Below are 17,350 nucleotides of genomic sequence, written 5' to 3' on the forward strand. Positions count from 1 at the left end.
AACAGGATTAAAAATACAGCGGTAAAGTAATGAATAATAAACTAAAAAAGGTCTACTTAGTCGGTGGAGCAGTGAGAGACTCATTACTGGGCCATCATTCAAAAGACAAAGATTATGTTGTAGTAGGCGAAACACCTGCCACCTTAATCGCATTAGGTTATCAGTCTGTTGGCAGTGATTTTCCGGTTTTTTTGCACCCAAAAACAAAAGAAGAATATGCTCTTGCCCGTACTGAACGAAAAAATGGCAAAGGCTATACGGGCTTTACAGTGGATGCCAGCACCTCGGTAACGTTAGAAGAAGATTTAGCTAGGCGCGATTTAACCATTAATTCAATGGCGATGGATGATCAAGGCAATATTATCGATCCGTTTAATGGTCAAGCGGATTTAAAAAACAAAATACTCAGGCACACCACCGCCGCTTTTGCAGAGGATCCCGTGCGCGTGTTACGGATTGCACGTTTTCTTGCCCGCTTTGGTGAGCAATGGTCAATACACCCAGACACTCAAGCGCTTATGAACAAACTAAAAGAAAGCGGCGAACTTGCGAACTTAGTACCCGAACGTGTATGGAATGAGACCGAAAAAGCATTGAGCGAGAAACATCCGCAGTTATTTTTTCAAGCGCTTAATGGTTTAGGGCTATTTCCTGAAATTGAAGCGATGCAAGGTATCCCTCAACCTAAAAACCACCACCCTGAAGGGGATGTTTACATTCACACCATGCTGGTACTAAAGCGAGCTGCTGATTTAGGTTTTGATATTGAAACACGCTTTGCCGCCCTCACCCACGACTTTGGCAAAGCCTATTGCTATCAGCAGTATGGGAATTTACTTGGTCATGAGCAAAGAGGTATTAAGGTAATTAATGAATTTTGCGAACGCTTAAAAGTACCGAATAAATTAAAAGCGCTGGCAGTTTTAACAAGTGATAACCACACCCGCTGTCACAAATTATTTGAGCTAACACCTAAAAAAGTACACAAACTCATTGTTGAAAAAATGAATGCGCTTGAACATCCACACCGTTTTTTACAGTTTCTTCAAGCGTGTTTATGTGATGCGCAAGGTAGGGGCGAAGACTTTGTAAATAAAGATTATCCACAATTCCAATTAGCGCAGTCACTATTAAATGCATTAAAGCAACTCGACAGAAAAGCCATAGTACAACAAGCAATTTCAAGAGGTAAAAGCGGCCCGCTAATTGGTGCAGCAATGCGAGAAGCGGAAATAAATTGTTTACGCGATTGCCTAACCGAATTAAAAAATAAAGAGTTACACCATGAAAATAAATAACCAAGAAAATACGGTAGATCAGCGCATCAACAAAGATATTCACACTGAAATACTACGCAGAATAAAAGCCGCAGAAGCTGAGCACAATGTTAAGGTACTTTACGCGATAGAGTCAGGTAGCAGAGCGTGGGGGTTTGAATCTCCTAACAGCGATTACGACGTGCGATTTATTTACGCGCACCCAACAGACTGGTATTTAGCAGTAAACCTTGAAGATAAACGCGACGTGATTGAATACCCAATCGTCGATGAAATAGATATAAACGGCTGGGATATTCGCAAAGCCCTAAAATTATTTTATAAATCTAACCCCGCGTTTATCGAGTGGCTACAATCACCCATTGTGTATGTAGATGACCACCACTTTGCAACAAAAGCGCGCGAATTACTGCCACTTATCGCGTCATCAACACGAGGAATTTATCACTACTTGCATATGGCTAAAGGCAATTTCCGTGAATATCTTAAAAAAGAGCAAGTCCCCCTGAAAAAGTATTTCTATGTTTTAAGGCCTTTATTAGCAATTATGTGGCTTGAAAAATATAACGAGCCGGCACCTATCGAATTCGATACTTTACGTAAGTTAGTAGCGGACAATACCCAGCTTAATCAGGCAATATCGGCACTGCTGGCATCAAAACGCGTCAGTTTAGAGAAAGAGTATATTAAAAGCGTGCCAGTGATTAATGAGTTTATTGAGTCAGAACTAGCGAGACACGAAAACTACACATCAAAATTTGAAACAAGAGACGTCGATTTTGAAGAATTAAATCAATTTTTTGTTGAAGTGCTTGAGTCCAACTAAGTATTACTCAAAGTAAATAAACATTAGACTCATTTAGGAGAACTGAGATATGAATGATTCAAAGAGTACTATTCGCCAAAGAGCAGATGAAATTAAAGCATACCAATGTAAAAATTTAATCGCGGTTCTAGAAAATCCTATGGATATTAAAAATATAGGCGCAGTCATTCGTAATGCAAATGCGCTTGGTGTTGAAAAGATTTATGTTGTTGATTCTCGACATTCTTTGTCTGATGACTGGGAAGAATTAAGAGGGCGAAAATCACTATCCAGAATCTCTGTCTCAGCTTCAAAGTGGACTTTTGTTAAACGCTTTAATAGTACAGAAGAATGCTTTGCGCATCTGCAAAAAAATAGGTTTGTATCAGTAATAACCTCTCCACACATTAAGGGTAAACTAAATCAAATCCTTCATGAGGCGGATTATACTCAACCGAAGTTAGCTGTATGGTTTGGTAACGAATCACGAGGTGTAAGTGATACAGTTGTAGATAACAGTGAGTTTTGTATTTCAATTCCCATGTTCGGTATGATTGAGAGCCTAAATTTAGCAACGACTACCGGCATAGTTCTTTATGAAATCACAAAGCAGCGCCGCGAATATCAAGCTAAATATAAACGGGCCCATAGAAAACCCTAGCAATGTCTAAATCGTAATTTCTATTGATAATAAAAAGTTAAATGGTAAATTGGTTTATCTTAAAAAACTTTCTTTAGCACCTAGCTAAATTAAAATGAAAATTTATCCTTTATTCGGTATTGGCAATATTACTTTCGGTATGAGTCAAATAGACGTTCAATCAATTATTGGTAAACCAAAACAAACAAAAAAACAGACTGCTAAAGAAGATGATTCCATACATGAAGTTTGGTGTTATGACACACTAGGTTTACAGCTTGAATTCGATTCATTCTATGAATTTAGGCTAAATCGTATAAAAATCACATCTAGCGACTTTTGTATTTATGGTGAGCCGCTTATTGGGTTACCAGAGGAAAAGCTTGTTGGGCTATTGCCAAAAGTAATATTAGATAGTGAATACAATGGTTATAAACAATACACCGTTTCGGATCTTAAATTAGAGGTTATTTTAGAGGATAAAGTTGTTCGTGAAACTACTTTAGAGCCGGATCCCAACGTAGAGTTTTTGAAGTATTTTTCAAAAAGTTTACAGCGTAGATTTACTTGCCAACGCATATTAAAAAACGATGTAAGACGTCACGAAAGAATAATAGCCGCTGGGCTTTACGTTATTGAAAAAGGCTTAACTGATTCTACTAGCCTTGGATTTTTACCATCGGATATAGAATGGTTTTTAGGAAGTTATCTTTCAATTAACCCTAAAACTAGGGATCTTTGGTGTGATGGAGTTGAACTGAATAAACTAGACTTCGTCACTAAAAATACAGCATCGATATATGCTACTGCTGATATTTTATCTTCAATTGATAATAGTGCTTATGACACATGTGAACTTCAAGGTTACATCACTATCTCCTCTAATGGTAAAAAGCTAAAAAACTATAACTTAAAATTAAAAAGACGAGAAAATGTCATCACTATAAATAAGTAGGCTAGTATTTCCAGCCTACTTTATTCAATAAATTAATTTAATAAAAAAAGGAGCCGTATTCAGACAAAATTACTCCTTTTTCGCCAATAATAAGCATTCTGTGACCTTCAGTAACTGAAGGCCACTCAAACTTATTTAACTGACTAGTAATAACGTCATCACCCACATTATGCTTTCTACTTTTGTTTTGACTACGTAGTGTGCTTTCTTTAACTTGCAGAGCAACAATCGTAATTAAAGCGCCGTAATTTAGCCCAAGATCACAAATAATTTGTCTAAAGTCTTTACGAAAATTGGTCGCATCCCAAACAATATTTTGCTTATTTGCTAATGCCGTTTTTAATCGCGATTTAGCTAACTGTAACATTTGTCCTCGATTTTTTTGGCAATGCCTTTTCCCATTAAGCTCTTCACGAATATCATCTAATGAAATAACTTCAAAGCCTATTAGGTTTTGTGCAATCCAAGTAGATTTACCACTGCCGCTAATGCCACACATCACATAAAGATGGCTGTACTCTAAAGCACCTTGATAATTTTTCGCTAGGGCTTCTTCAACCATACTAATTTGACCATTTGCCAGCTGACGAATAGCATAGCCATTTAAATACGTTTGTTCTGCACGTGAAGATTTGACCTGAATAGGCTTTAAAATTGAGTGAGTTGCCTCACTCTCGCTCCACAATTTATAATCTTGCGCAAACATTTTATACTGTTCCAACAAATCAATTTGTTGCGCTAAATCTGTGCATGTTCGCCCTTTCATATCGGCTAGTTCGAGCCAATAAAGTAACTCTAAATTAGCATTTAAAGAAAGGTGCAGGTAATCACTGTAACTTTGGTTTTTGATCACCAAACGTTTTGGCATTTGATGAAAACCTACTAATCCGATAATGTTATTAATTGCTTTATACTCAAGGGGTAGCTCAAGTAATTTAATCGCTAAATAATTTGCACCTACCTCCTCATGTTTTGGTGCAACTACACGCTCCCCCCCCTCTATCTGCTTGCGTTTTGTAGTGATTGGCTTAGCAATATCATGCAATAAAGCAGATAAGATCAATACCTGCCTTTGAGCGCCTTTTATATGTTCAGCATCATTGACTAGTATTTCATACAATTGACTCAACACCATATCAGTATGAATGGCAACATCACCTTCAGCATGCCAGATACTGTCTTGCTCAGTGTCAGCAAACTGATACAGTAAAGGGAACACATCTCCCAAATACTCTACACACTCAGCAAAATCTGGTGAATGATTTAAAGCTAAACTGTCTAACCAAGTGGCTAATTTTTTCATCTTAACCTCCCTTTTTTGTATTTTTAGTGCTTAACCCATTAGGGATCACGTCAGCATGCATCCAATGCTTATCGGTGATCACATGGTTGCTTCTCACCCACTTCGCGACACTTTCTTTGAACTGTGAATAATGAAAGCCATCAGCAAGCCTAACCACATAGCCTTCTTGGTATTGAGTATCCAATACTATGTCTTTTATTGTTTTTTCGCACCATAAGCCAACATACAACTCTTTTGGAGTGATCAGCCCTAATTGTGCAAAAAACTGTTTGCTGTCTTGCCAACTTAAGCATTCGTTGTTTTCGTTCCATAGCGAAAATGCCATAAAATAACTAGCTAATGATTCATAGCTAATCGAATGCCTTGCATATAGGTTTTCGCCACAGATACGCCATCCTTGCGGAATTTTGTAGCCTAGCTCCGCTTGCAACGCTTTTACCCATGTTCTTGATGGGTGAAAACGACTATCAATCGAACGAGCATGTACAAAGTCACTGTAAATAGTCGTATTTTCGCCATCCATTTTTTCAGTAACAACAACTTGCTTATTTGCAAAGCAGCTTAAATTACCTTGGTGTATATCATCATCTGTTGCACCCGGTGACCAAGGTAAATGTGGGGTGCGAGGGTATTTAATTTTCATCATGTAATTCCAATTTTAAATATTATGATTGACTGTTAAATTCAATTTCTAATAGTTATAAGCACCGTATGTCTGCCCTTTCAATACTGAAAAGACAAAAGTTAAACATGCAGTGCTGAGATGGAATTACATTGCTCTACCCTCTTACTTCAATTTACATTAGCGCTAAATAGCTGCCAACGCTTTGTTTTATAATACTTACTAACTCGTTATCCATATATTGGTATTCATCAGCAATATCTAATACTTGAATATCTTTATACGTTAATAAATGTCCAAATTGCGCTTTAAGTCTATTTTTGTGTTTTTGCTCCATAACAAATATGACATCAGCCCACTGCATCATTTTGGCATTTGCCGTTTTCTTTGCATTAGGGCTGGTGCCTGCTGAGCTAACAGCGAGCTCTGGGTGATTTTTCCATACTTGCTCACCCGTTGGGCTGCGCCATTGATTGCGACTACAAATGAAAAGTACATTTGTCACTTTATGCTCCTTCATTAACTGAGCAGTCATGTTTTAAAGCAAATTTTTCACCAGTAAATGTTTTTACAGGATTACCGCGCTCAACTTCCCAGTGCTGTTGCCAACGTACTGTTTCTTGCTGAGTCATTTTATCCAACGCTAGTTGCTCTAGCTTTTGAAACAACAGCACTCTCGCTAAACGCTTATTGGCATGTTGACTGCGCTCACTCTCAACACGTACCGAAATACCCGTTGCTGTGTGGGTGGCTCTGACCGCTGAATCAGTGGTATTAACATGTTGACCGCCAGCGCCAGACGCGCGACATGTTTGAAAAGTTACGCCTTTATCAAGCTTACTTTCATCAATATCGAACAGTTGCCCGCTAAAAAACCAGTTTTTACGTTTATGCTTAGGCCGATACTGACTTTGACATACCCACAACATAGTACCTTGCCATGACTGAGCTAATTGCTTAGCCGCGCTATTGGCTGTTGAATCAAGTTGCAATAAAACCGACTTTAAACATTCTCGTTCGGTTGCGCTAATAGCCTCAATAATCTCAAGTTTTATATATTGTGCGAGGCATTGTTTTTTAATCATTTTTAACGCTAAACTGACAGCTTTACAGCACTCAATAGGTCCTTGTCCTGCTGATAATTGCAGTAATATCATGATGAGCAACCTCCATTTGTTTTGAAGGTTAAAACAGGTCGTAACTTAGCAACCACTTCTATTAACCCTGCATCAACCATGTCACTTATAACCGTTTCACATTTTTTGTACGCTTGGGGAGCTTCGTCGTATAACAACTCCTTGTTACCACAAACAACTCTGCTACCTAACGCTGTACGATATAAATCTTCGCGCTTATATTTATGACCTAATCGGCCATGGCATTCACCGCGCTGCCATTTTCGCCCCGCGCCGTGTGCAAGTGAGAATAAACTAGTATTGATACTTTCCTGCACTGCTAAGTCATTATCGCTCGACTCTGTAAATACAGGCTTTACAAGATAACTGTAATCACCACGAGAGCCTGGGATCACTACATAACCTTTATCACTCGGTGTTGCACCTTTTCTGTGTAACCAGCCAGCGCATCCGTCAATGTTTTTAGCCGATACTAAATTATGGTTAATATCTAAGCTACACTCACCATTTGCTCGTATAGCCTCTAAAAACCGCTTAGCAATCAACTCACGATTAAGCTCTGCAAAGCGCACCGCTTCATCATGCTTGCTCATGTAATCTTTAAAGTCAGCATCATTTTCACATAAGCCATCGTGATTATGACCCGCTATATGTTCAACCAATATTGATTGCCCTAACCCACGCGAGCCTGAATGAACCAATAATTGAAGATGCTTTTTACTTAGCCCTAACTCATCTAAGGCACTTTGATTGTATATCTCATCAATAGCTTGAAACTCAGCAAAATGATTACCTCCACCAATGGTGCCCAAGGCACTATCATAACCCTTGGTAGTAATATTTTTTGCCGCTTTGCTACTTTCTATGATTGAGAACCAACTTTCATCAAGTGGCAGCTCAATATGTGTAAATTTTTTGGCTAGTTTATCTAGATTTACTTTTGCTACTTTTGCTGTGGTTTGCCACAGCGCCATACCACAGCCAATATCGTTACCCACTAATGCAGGGTAAATTTTGTTGGTAGTGAAAAATGCAGCCCCGATAGGATACCCTCTACCTGGGTGTAAATCAGGCATGCCCGCAACGCGCTGCATACCATTTAGCTCTGATGTTTTGATCAGTTGCTGTATCGCCAGCCCCTCAATCCACGTATCAGCAGACGCAATAAGGCTAACTTTATCAGTTATTTTTTGGACGGATTTGCCCATAATACCAATTCCTTTTTCTTTGTTAGAAAAATAGGATTAAAACGAAATACGAATTGGCAGGTCTGGATCTATTTTGAAATCAAACGAAAGGAACGCGTTTAAACGCAATGTTTACCTAAATGTACTTAATATATAAAAGCGTGTTTAAGTAACAAGTTTCTTATCGGATAAGACCTGCAAAGGATGTTGATGTAATTGTCATAGTATTTTCTCCTTCACAGTTAGTTGATGAATCCAACACTTAGGGTAAGTGCTGAACAATTGAACGAGCGCATGTTAATCAGTTTTTGAACATAAAGCAAACAAAAATTATGGCGTGTTTTATGTATTCCTATGTTTTATATCTGTGTAGTTATACGAGAGCTGTAAAACGAAGAGGTTCAGCAGTACAAACATAATAAAATAACTATTCACTAATTAGCAGGAAACTTTGCGATTAAGTCAGGGACGATGGTGAGGTAAGAGTATACATTCTTATTTGAGCTGAATTGGTTAATCTCATTTTTATCAAAAAACCGTAAGCCGGATAATTCCTCATCTGTTCGGTTATCAAACTCTATAGCTAACTGCTCCCTATTTATATTTAACTTAATGTTAAATATAATAAATATGCTCATTGTATTGGTCAGTACGATTGAATTTAAGTTGATTAGCTCAACAAACTCTTGAGTTATATTAGCTTCTTCAAACGCTTCTTTTAAAATATTATCTCTAATATCAATTGCGGTATGGACTGCTAATTCATCTTTCTGCAATCCCCCACCAATAAGATCAATAAACTTATCATCATTACTATTGGTTTTTTCTCCAAAAACAAAAAAATCATCTTTTGTTGATATCAAAGCCCCTGTGTTTATATGATATGGAAAGTACTTGTCATCTAAGTCATGAGTTCGACTTAATTTCATCAACGAACGGACTGTTGAATATCGTACGGTACTTAGCCTTAATTGCATTGAGCCACTTTTCAACTCTGCAATATTTTCTAACCGATAATAAAGCCCATCCCATACTTCAACACCGCTGTTTTTAGACTCTTCAAGTACTTCATCCCATATATTATTAAGGTTGTTTTCATAAGGAGTTAAATTTAGCTCAGAGCTAGAAATTACGACTTCAAAATCCTCAATATCACTGCAATCATCTATTATAATTTTCGACTTATTCATAGTTCCAACTTTAAATTGATGAAATGACCATTGTTGTGCTCCCATCTTAATTACTTATTATTAGAAGCAACATATTACACTCAGTCGGTGAAACCGGTTGTCAGTATTCTGGATACCCAAAAATTGCGCCTGTCCTTTTTTATTTCTAATGACTTCCGCACAGTAGTCACTTTTTATCTAACCATTTGTTCATTGCTTGATCGTAGGCGTCGGTTACTTTTTTTTTAGCACAAGTGGTGCCTACTAAATAACTATCTGGTAGGTCACTTTTTGGCATTACACCAGCTCCTATCGATACCTTTTTAAAGCAGTTATCTCCGAGGCGATAGATAGTTAATTGCATGCTTTGCTTTTCAACTTTTAATGGGTCTATGCTGGTTTGCTGGTGCTCCTTTGGCACAGTAATACGCAGTGGTTGTGCTAAAGCTTGTGACGTTGGAGGTGTTGATGGGAATGTATTTTGCTGTTGCTTTAGTATGCTCTTTAAACCTAATTTAAGGTCTATTTTTTTATAGCTGTTAGAGTCTGTTTGTGCCTTGGGCGTTACAGGCTTTATTGTTTTTTTAATTTTTACAATCGTGTTTGCAGCAGGAATAATTGGTTTTTCAAGCTTTTTCAACAGCGTGGCTTCGTCGTGCTGGTTGCTCTTCTTTTCTATTGTAGGCAATGACTTAGGCAACGCCATACTAACCATGTATGCTTTAATTGGGGGAGTATCTATCGCTACAAATTTTGGGGTTTTAACACTCATTAATATTGAAAAAATTATCCCGTGGAGCAGTAATGAAATAATAAAAGGCCAGCGCCACGTTGTCACAATATTTGTTCCCTAAACAATAAGTGTTCCCTATAACACTAATTTAATATGACCACATAGGCGCTACAAAGTTCCTAATATTAACACTATGTTATTATTTTTCTTAGCATTGACCAAATATTCAAACTCTTGTTTGAAAATGGATGTAATAAGAATTATGCAACTGCTCATTATCAATAACCTTAAATCAGCTAGAGAAAATGAGCATGTTGTAGCATATCTCACTACGGGCAAACTTTATTGTCTCTGCACAAGCTAACAATACTGCCCTGCTGCGAAGCCGCAGCTCCACGCGTATTGAAAATTATAGCCGCCTAGCCAACCGGTTACGTCGGTTACTTCACCAATAAAGTACAGCCCTTGGGCTTTTTTCGCTTCAAAGGTTTTTGAGCTAAGTTCGTCGGTGTCTATACCGCCTAGAGTTACTTCCGCTGTGCGGTAACCTTCGGTGCCGTTGGGTTTAATTTGCCAGTTATGAATGTAATTAGCTAGATCGTCAATTTGGCTATGGGTGAGCTGATTTACATTGCAATCTGGAATAGCTTTACTCTCATGCAGTATTTCAATAAAGCGTTTTGGCAAAATAGTCGCTAGGCTATTTTTTAATGATTTTTGTGCTTGGGTTTCTCGCCATGTTGCTAATTGCTCTGTTAAATCAAGCTCTGGTAACAGGTTTATAGTCACTGCTTGCCCTGCTCGCCAAAATGAGCTGATTTGTAATATAGCGGGGCCTGATAAACCACGGTGAGTAAATAGGATGTTTTCTTTAAAACTTGTGCCGTCTTCACTGCTGACGATACATGGCACGCTAATACCCGATAACCCTTCAAAGCGGTCCTTATCATGTTGGTGCAAGGTAAATGGTACAAGTGCTGCCATGGTCGGTAATACTTTTAAGCCAAATTGCTCAGCAATTTTATACCCTATTGGTGTTGCGCCTAGTTTTGGCATGGTTAAGCCACCAGCGGCAACAACGAGTGACTCACAGCTGTATGACTGTTGTTCTGTGATCACTAGATAGCCAGTAGCGGTTTTTTCAACGCTAAGCACTTCGTTACGCAGCGCAACATTAACACCCGCCCACTCGCACTCAGTTAGCAAAATATCAACGATATCTTGTGCGCTATTGTCGCAAAATAACTGCCCAAGGGTTTTATGGTGATACGCCAAACCGTGTCTGTCCACCAGCTCAATAAAATCATGCTGGGTATAACGGCTTAAACACGATTTTACAAAGTGTGGATTACCACATAAATAGTTTTCAGGGCTGGCGTTTTCATTGGTGAAGTTACAACGTCCGCCGCCGCTGATGAGAATTTTACGACCAGGCTTTTTGCCCATATCAAGCACTGTAACACTGCGGCCACGGTATCCTGCTTGTGCTGCACACATTAAACCTGCGGCTCCGGCACCGATCACTATTACATCTACTTGGGTCATTTGTTCATCTCATGAGGAAATTTTTGCAATTGTAGCAAATTTAAAAGTACAAACTGAGCGGTATTTCACTATTTTATTATTAACAACAAAGTGTGAAAAAATAAATGTTCACCTCGCCAGTCTACAAATTAATTAATACTTTATAACCACTGTAACGGCATAATAAAAGTCATAAAATCGTATTTAGCCATATAAACATCCCGATATAACTAAAATAGAGACATTAATAATAAAACGTTATTTTAACTATTTTAACAGATCATTTACTTTTGTTCCCCTTCACGACAATTCATCGTGAAGCTTAATAACAATCTAGGGATAATTATGACAACAAGAAAAATATTTAAAAAATGCGCTGTAGCGCTTACTGTGAGCGCGATATTTGCAGCGACATCAAGCATGGCAAATCCTAGCGAAGCAATAACACCATCTATTGCTGACATAACAACAAAACTACAAAGCCAAGCTCCTCTCGGTACACGCTTTATCATCAAGTATAAAAATAATAGTAATGATATGGCAACATTTTCGATTGCTGATACTAGCCCACAAATGATGAATAAAAAGGCCCAAGGCTTTGTTAAAAACTTTACCAGTAAAAAAGGAAAAGTTAAGGCGCAATATATCCGTGCAATGGCATTGGACAATCATCATGTTATGCGTGCAAATAAAAAACTAAGCGCTGACGAAGCCCAACAATATATGCAAGAAGTAATGGCTTCAGGCAATGTTGAATACATTGAAATCGACCAGATGTTAAAACCATTTGCAACTCCTAACGACCCTCGTTATGACGACCAATGGCATTACTATGAGCAAGCTGGCGGGTTAAACCTTCCAACTGCATGGGATACCGCAACAGGTAGCGGTGTAACAGTGGCAGTATTAGATACTGGTTATCGTCCACACATTGATCTTAATGCCAATATTTTACCTGGCTACGATATGATTTCGGATACATTTGTCGCAAATGACGGCGGCGCACGCGATAGTGATGCACGCGATCCAGGTGATGCAGTATCTGCCGGTGAGTGTGGTAATAATAACAGTGCACAAGGTTCAAGCTGGCACGGAACCCATGTTGCAGGTACTGTTGCAGCCGTTACGAATAATGGCGAAGGTGTTGCTGGTGTTGCTTATGATGCTAAAGTTGTTCCGGTACGCGTACTTGGTAAATGTGGTGGTTTAACATCTGATATTGCCGACGGTATTATTTGGGCTTCAGGCGGGTCAGTTTCTGGCGTACCTGCTAATGCTAACCCTGCTGATGTCATCAATATGAGTTTAGGTGGCAGCGGCTCTTGTAGCTCAACAACACAAAACGCGATTAACCAAGCACGTAATAACGGCACTGTAATTGTCATTGCCGCAGGTAATGATAACGACAATGCTAACAACTATAACCCTGGTAACTGTAATGGCGTAGTAAATGTTGCATCGGTTGGTCGTAATGGTGGGCGAGCTTACTACTCAAACTATGGTACATCTATCGATGTTGCAGCACCTGGTGGTGCGCAAAGCTTTGCTAATGATTCAGAAGGTGTTTTATCTACACATAACTCAGGTTCATCAAGCCCTTCTAGTGACAGCTATCATTACTCACAAGGTACATCGATGGCAGCACCTCATGTTGCTGGTGTTGCTGCTCTTATTAAACAAGCAAAGCCAACTGCAACGCCTGATGAAATTGAAAGCATATTAAAATCAAGCACTCGCTCATTCCCTGCCACATGCAATAACTGTGGTACTGGTATTGTTGACGCTGCAGCCGCAGTTGCTGCTGCAAGCGGTGGTACTACACCACCCGTTGGCGGCAATGAGTTACTTGATGGCCAAGCTCAAACGGGCCTAAGTGGCGCTGCGAGTAGTGATACTTTTTATACAATGACTGTACCAAGTGGCGCAACTAATGTGACTTTCACTATGAGTGGCGGAACGGGTGATGCAGATTTATATGTACGCTCAGGTAGTAAACCCACTACATCAACTTATGATTGTCGTCCGTATAAAGGGGGTAACAGCGAAGAGTGCTCTATAGACAGCCCAACTGCTGGTACATATCATGTGATGGTACGTGGTTACTCGGCTTACTCAGGCGTGAGTTTAGTTGGTAATTTAACAACCTCTGGTAACACAGGTAATCCACAAGCAGGTGGTGGAACTGTGTCTGATATTTCAGCTAATGCAGGGCAATGGAAACATTATACCCTTGATGTTCCAGCAGGAATGGCAAGCTTTACCGTAACAACGTCTGGTGGCTCAGGTGATGCAGATTTATTTGTTAAGTTTGGCAGCCAACCAACAGGCTCTAGCTATGATTGCCGCCCATATAAAAACGGTAACGCAGAGACATGTACGTTTAGCAATCCTCAAGCAGGAACTTGGCACATGAGTGTGAATGCTTATAAAACCTTTGCCGGTTTAACGCTTGACGCACAATACCAGCCTTAATTAGCAATAAGGCATAGGGTTTGTATTAAACTCTATGCCTATAAGTGCTATTTGCCAGTTCCCTTGGTAACTTTGGCCGAATGAAAGTTCGGCTTTTTTAGCTCTTTTTTAAAGCTTTTCAAGTACCGCTTCTGCGCGACTTACTGCAAACTCTTTATCTTGTTCAACAAATAAACCTGTGACTTGCTGATCTTCAACAATCATTGCATAACGCGTTGAGCGTACACCACCAAATGCAGCAGTGTCTTTATCTAAACCAAGTGCTTTGGTAAAGCTAGCATCGCCATCGGCAAGCATCTCGATTGCTTGAGCATTATGTTGCTCACCCCATGCTTTCATTACAAACGCATCGTTTACTGATACACAGTAAATAGCGTCAACGCCTTTGGCTTTTATTTTATCTGCTAGAGTAATAAATTCAGGTAAATGTGCATTTGAACACGTAGGTGTAAACGCGCCTGGCACTGCAAATAACACCACTTTTTTACCTGCAAAAAGTGTTTCATTGGTAAGTGTTTGCATACCGTCGTCAGTAAGCTGTGTAAGACTAACGGCTGGTAATGTTTGACCTTGAGAAATCATGATATTTCCTTTTAAAGTGATGGGTTTTGAACAACACCAAAATAGCACAAAAGCGCAACCAACCCTAACATCGAGTTGCGAGTAATTGTGCCTTTGCAAGCAAAGTTACAATCCTAAACTACTGCGAATAGTATGCATTTGCTGCTGTAAACGCTGATGAATATCAGCCACTAATAAACTGGATTCACTCACCTGCCCTTTCATACTTTGCATTGACTGGCTGAAGTTCTCTAACAATGAGTTTTGCTGCTTTGCCAACTCCATGGCATCAAAAGCGACTTTATTAGCATCCTGTGCATTATGAGCTACCCCTTCGGAGTTTCGTTTCAGCTCTTGGGCATTATCGGTTTGCAATTGAGCATCATCAGCTAATGCTGATATTTGCGTTGACACCATAGTTGAGTTTTCACTCAATAGATTGAGCTGGTTATTAATATCACTCAGCGAACCTTGTGTTTGCCGAGCTAACTTGCGCACTTCATCTGCAACCACAGCAAAACCACGGCCATGTTCACCTGCGCGCGCTGATTCGATCGCAGCATTGAGTGCCAGCAAATTAGTTTGATCTGCAATATTGCGGATCACTTCAATAACTTTCCCTACATCTTGTACACCACTGAGCAACTCTTGCAAGCTATGTAAACCTTGCTCCACCCGCTGTTGTGTATTTGAGCTAGCACTGAGCATGTTTTGGGCAAACCCTAAACTTTGCTCCATTGCTGAAAACGTATGCTTGGCGTTATCTGCTACTTTGCCGTTTATATCGTTTACTTGCTCACCAATATGTTGAATATCAGCCAATAATTCTTGATTTTGTTCAACTTGATGATGACTGGCATCTGTTTGCTGACTTATCGTATGTAGATGCTCGCTCATTTCTTGCATAAAATCGTTAATCACCTTGAGCATTTGTGCACGCTCTTCAGCCTCTAACCGTTGACGCTCAATTAACTGGTTAAAGTAACTAGCTATTTCACCAACTTCTGTTTTTGAGTTACTACTTTCAATATTTTTTAATTCGTTACTTTCGATTAAAAATGCAAAGCCATCACGTAATTGACGAAGCGGGGTTAATACTTGATTTCGCTGTACAAAGTAAACACCAACAGCCAATACAACCAACATGCCAATGGCAATACAAAACACTACAAATACTCGCTGCTTTAACGTACCTTGCTGAATTTTAAGTTGCTGCTCAGCATTTATCACCGTGTCAGAAAGTGTACTGATCTGTTTGCGCAGAGCCTGTATGCCTGTTTGACGCTGCTGAGCTTGTGCAATGGTGTTCTCTAAATCACGTGGGTAGCGGTTCGGCCAGCTTCTTAGCTCAGCCTTAATTTCACCTGCTAAATCTTCGGCTTCTTCATCTATAAACAAACTATCTTCATCAACTTCACTCATAACGCCCAAGTTTTCAAGCTCGTCAATCTGCTTTGCTAAACGGTTTAAGTTAGCAATACTTTGTTGTAAGTTGGTTTGTGTGTCTTGATCAAAACTAAGCATTAGCTGATAAGTAAACAACGACAAATTTGTCACTTCGCGGTAGTAATCACTGCCAAGCTGATAATAAGCCTGAGCGTTAGTATTTTGTTGCCCTGCTTTGTTAGCATAACCAATTAAAGAAGAAGCTGAGCCCGCCATTTGCCTAAGTGCATTATCAAGTAATGCTGTTTCATTACCTGACAGTTTACCTAAAGCACGATACTTACCTTTTATATCAGTATCGAGTTGGCTTAATTGCAGATCTAACTGTTGTTTTAAATCAATTGGTAAAATAGCAAGTTGGGTGTCTTTTACTTGGCTAATTAAATCCGACGCTTTCCCTAAATACTGACTATCGCCCTGTGCTAAGTAATCTTCTAGTAAGCCTTTTAAATCAACGAGTATTTTATTTTTTAATTGATTATAAGATTGGTCTTGTTGTTCGAGTTTAACTAAGGTTTGACTTGCCCAGTACAAGGTTCCGCCTAACAGCAGGCTAGCCAATGCCAGCAAAATAGCCAGCAACCGAGTGAATGATGACACGCGCATGAAATTAAATTCCTTTGGGTAACTGCGCGTACACTATTAACTATTTATGACAGTTTAATGAAAATCGATATGAAACTCTTATAACTTTATGGGAACAAAAATAAAAAATACGAATAAAGCCTCACACCATGGCGGCTTTGACATACACATCAAAGCGATTCTTTTTGGTTTTAATCTGCATGCTAGGCGTCTGATTATTTAAAAATGGTGCATAATCAGGCCGCTTAACAACCACTCGCTTACTAGCCAGTGGGTAGGCAAATGCGAGTAAGTCATCAGCATCATTATCTGCGCCAACCAAGTCTTGAAACACCCGCATTTCTTTTTTAACCAGTGCTGACTTTTCACGGTGTGGAAACATTGGATCCAAATAAACTACATCTGGCATACTTTCGCATTGCGCGAGTAAGGTATGACTTGAGCCAAACACTAGGCTCATGTTTTGCTTCATCCACGGACCAATTTCATTATCGCTATAAGCACGTTGCAAACCATCATAAAGTAATGCTGCAACAACCGGATGGCGCTCATGTAAAATCACTTTACAACCCAGTGATGCTAACACAAAACCATCACGGCCAAGCCCTGCGGTCGCATCTAGAACAACGGGGGTCGCTCCTTTATTTAAACCCACCGCTTTAGCAATTGATTGCCCTTTACCGCCACCGAATTTACGCCGATGAGCAACAGCCCCAGTTACAAAGTCAACGCTAATAGCGCCAAGTTTTGGTTCATCGGTTTTTCGTAAGCTTAAGCCTTGATCATCATAATGAAGTGAAAAGCCTTCGCTTTGTGCCGCCCACTCAGCGAGCCCAAAACGCAGCTCAATTTCATTAAGATAAGGACGTACTTCTTTAAAAGGACACTGTATAACCAAAATAAACTCCGACCGTAAATAGCTTGCGAAGTATATC

The 17,350-nt window shown here is 39.5% G+C and carries 16 protein-coding genes; 5 read left to right on the forward strand and 11 right to left on the reverse strand.

Features of this window, described 5'->3' with window-relative positions:
* The first annotated feature begins 29 nt into the window (after window positions 1-29).
* From H5183_RS14835 to H5183_RS14850, 4 genes are all read left to right on the forward strand, one after another.
* A complete protein-coding gene (locus H5183_RS14835; RefSeq protein ID WP_182732044.1) occupies window positions 30-1,298 on the forward strand; it encodes a multifunctional CCA addition/repair protein in 1,269 nt (422 codons plus the stop codon).
* Window positions 1,285-2,103: a nucleotidyltransferase domain-containing protein gene (locus H5183_RS14840; RefSeq protein WP_182732045.1), complete on the forward strand. Its 819-nt coding sequence runs from the start codon at window positions 1,285-1,287 to the stop codon at window positions 2,101-2,103. Before H5183_RS14835 ends, H5183_RS14840 begins: the two co-directional genes overlap by 14 nt.
* 49 nt (window positions 2,104-2,152) lie before the next feature.
* Entirely contained in the window at window positions 2,153-2,743 is a 591-nt protein-coding gene (locus H5183_RS14845; RefSeq protein WP_149982672.1) for an RNA methyltransferase, read from the forward strand.
* Between the two features lie 94 nt (window positions 2,744-2,837).
* Window positions 2,838-3,677 carry a hypothetical protein gene (locus H5183_RS14850; protein WP_182732046.1) on the forward strand — a complete coding sequence of 280 codons (840 nt, stop codon included), beginning with the start codon at window positions 2,838-2,840 and terminating at the stop codon, window positions 3,675-3,677.
* Between the two features lie 37 nt (window positions 3,678-3,714).
* Here H5183_RS14850 and H5183_RS14855 read toward each other — a convergent pair whose 3' ends face one another.
* The 8 genes from H5183_RS14855 to H5183_RS14890 all read right to left on the reverse strand — a co-directional run bounded on the left by H5183_RS14855 (window position 3,715) and on the right by H5183_RS14890 (window position 11,372).
* Window positions 3,715-4,980: an AAA family ATPase gene (locus H5183_RS14855; protein ID WP_182732047.1), complete on the reverse strand. Its 1,266-nt coding sequence runs from the start codon at window positions 4,978-4,980 to the stop codon at window positions 3,715-3,717.
* Between the two features lies 1 nt (window position 4,981).
* The gene (locus H5183_RS14860; RefSeq protein ID WP_259397329.1) at window positions 4,982-5,626 is read right to left on the reverse strand and encodes an RNA ligase family protein; all 645 of its coding nucleotides are present in this window, start codon (window positions 5,624-5,626) and stop codon (window positions 4,982-4,984) included.
* Between the two features lie 151 nt (window positions 5,627-5,777).
* Window positions 5,778-6,107 (reverse strand): low molecular weight protein tyrosine phosphatase family protein, encoded by a 330-nt coding sequence (locus H5183_RS14865; RefSeq protein WP_259397330.1) that lies wholly within the window; start codon window positions 6,105-6,107, stop codon window positions 5,778-5,780.
* Between the two features lies 1 nt (window position 6,108).
* Window positions 6,109-6,759: a peptide chain release factor H gene (gene prfH, locus H5183_RS14870; RefSeq protein ID WP_182732048.1), complete on the reverse strand. Its 651-nt coding sequence runs from the start codon at window positions 6,757-6,759 to the stop codon at window positions 6,109-6,111.
* Window positions 6,756-7,946 carry an RNA ligase RtcB family protein gene (locus tag H5183_RS14875; protein WP_182732049.1) on the reverse strand — a complete coding sequence of 397 codons (1,191 nt, stop codon included), beginning with the start codon at window positions 7,944-7,946 and terminating at the stop codon, window positions 6,756-6,758. The genes prfH and H5183_RS14875 overlap by 4 nt, the downstream gene beginning before the upstream one ends.
* Window positions 7,947-8,359: 413 nt before the next feature.
* Window positions 8,360-9,160, reverse strand: coding sequence for an NUDIX hydrolase (locus H5183_RS14880; RefSeq protein WP_182732050.1), 801 nt, complete (start codon window positions 9,158-9,160; stop codon window positions 8,360-8,362).
* A 121-nt stretch (window positions 9,161-9,281) separates the two neighbouring features.
* Complete coding sequence (locus tag H5183_RS14885; RefSeq protein WP_182732051.1) at window positions 9,282-9,932, reverse strand: hypothetical protein; 651 nt, start codon at window positions 9,930-9,932, stop codon at window positions 9,282-9,284.
* 255 nt (window positions 9,933-10,187) lie between these two features.
* Entirely contained in the window at window positions 10,188-11,372 is a 1,185-nt protein-coding gene (locus H5183_RS14890) for an NAD(P)/FAD-dependent oxidoreductase (protein WP_182732052.1), read from the reverse strand.
* Between the two features lie 324 nt (window positions 11,373-11,696).
* Here H5183_RS14890 and H5183_RS14895 point away from each other — a divergent pair, with 324 nt between their 5' ends.
* Entirely contained in the window at window positions 11,697-13,823 is a 2,127-nt protein-coding gene (locus tag H5183_RS14895; RefSeq protein ID WP_182732053.1) for a S8 family peptidase, read from the forward strand.
* 108 nt (window positions 13,824-13,931) lie between these two features.
* Here H5183_RS14895 and H5183_RS14900 read toward each other — a convergent pair whose 3' ends face one another.
* The 3 genes from H5183_RS14900 to H5183_RS14910 form a co-directional block, all read right to left on the reverse strand.
* A complete protein-coding gene (locus tag H5183_RS14900) occupies window positions 13,932-14,405 on the reverse strand; it encodes a peroxiredoxin (RefSeq protein ID WP_145238704.1) in 474 nt (157 codons plus the stop codon).
* Between the two features lie 105 nt (window positions 14,406-14,510).
* On the reverse strand, window positions 14,511-16,436 hold the full coding sequence (locus H5183_RS14905; RefSeq protein ID WP_145238702.1) for a methyl-accepting chemotaxis protein: 1,926 nt from the start codon (window positions 16,434-16,436) through the stop codon (window positions 14,511-14,513).
* Window positions 16,437-16,557: 121 nt separating this feature from the next.
* A complete protein-coding gene (locus H5183_RS14910) occupies window positions 16,558-17,313 on the reverse strand; it encodes a class I SAM-dependent methyltransferase (protein ID WP_145238699.1) in 756 nt (251 codons plus the stop codon).
* Window positions 17,314-17,350: the final 37 nt, after the last annotated feature.

The sequence above is a fragment of the Pseudoalteromonas sp. SR44-8 genome (assembly GCF_014163635.1).
GTDB lineage: Bacteria > Pseudomonadota > Gammaproteobacteria > Enterobacterales > Alteromonadaceae > Pseudoalteromonas > Pseudoalteromonas rhizosphaerae.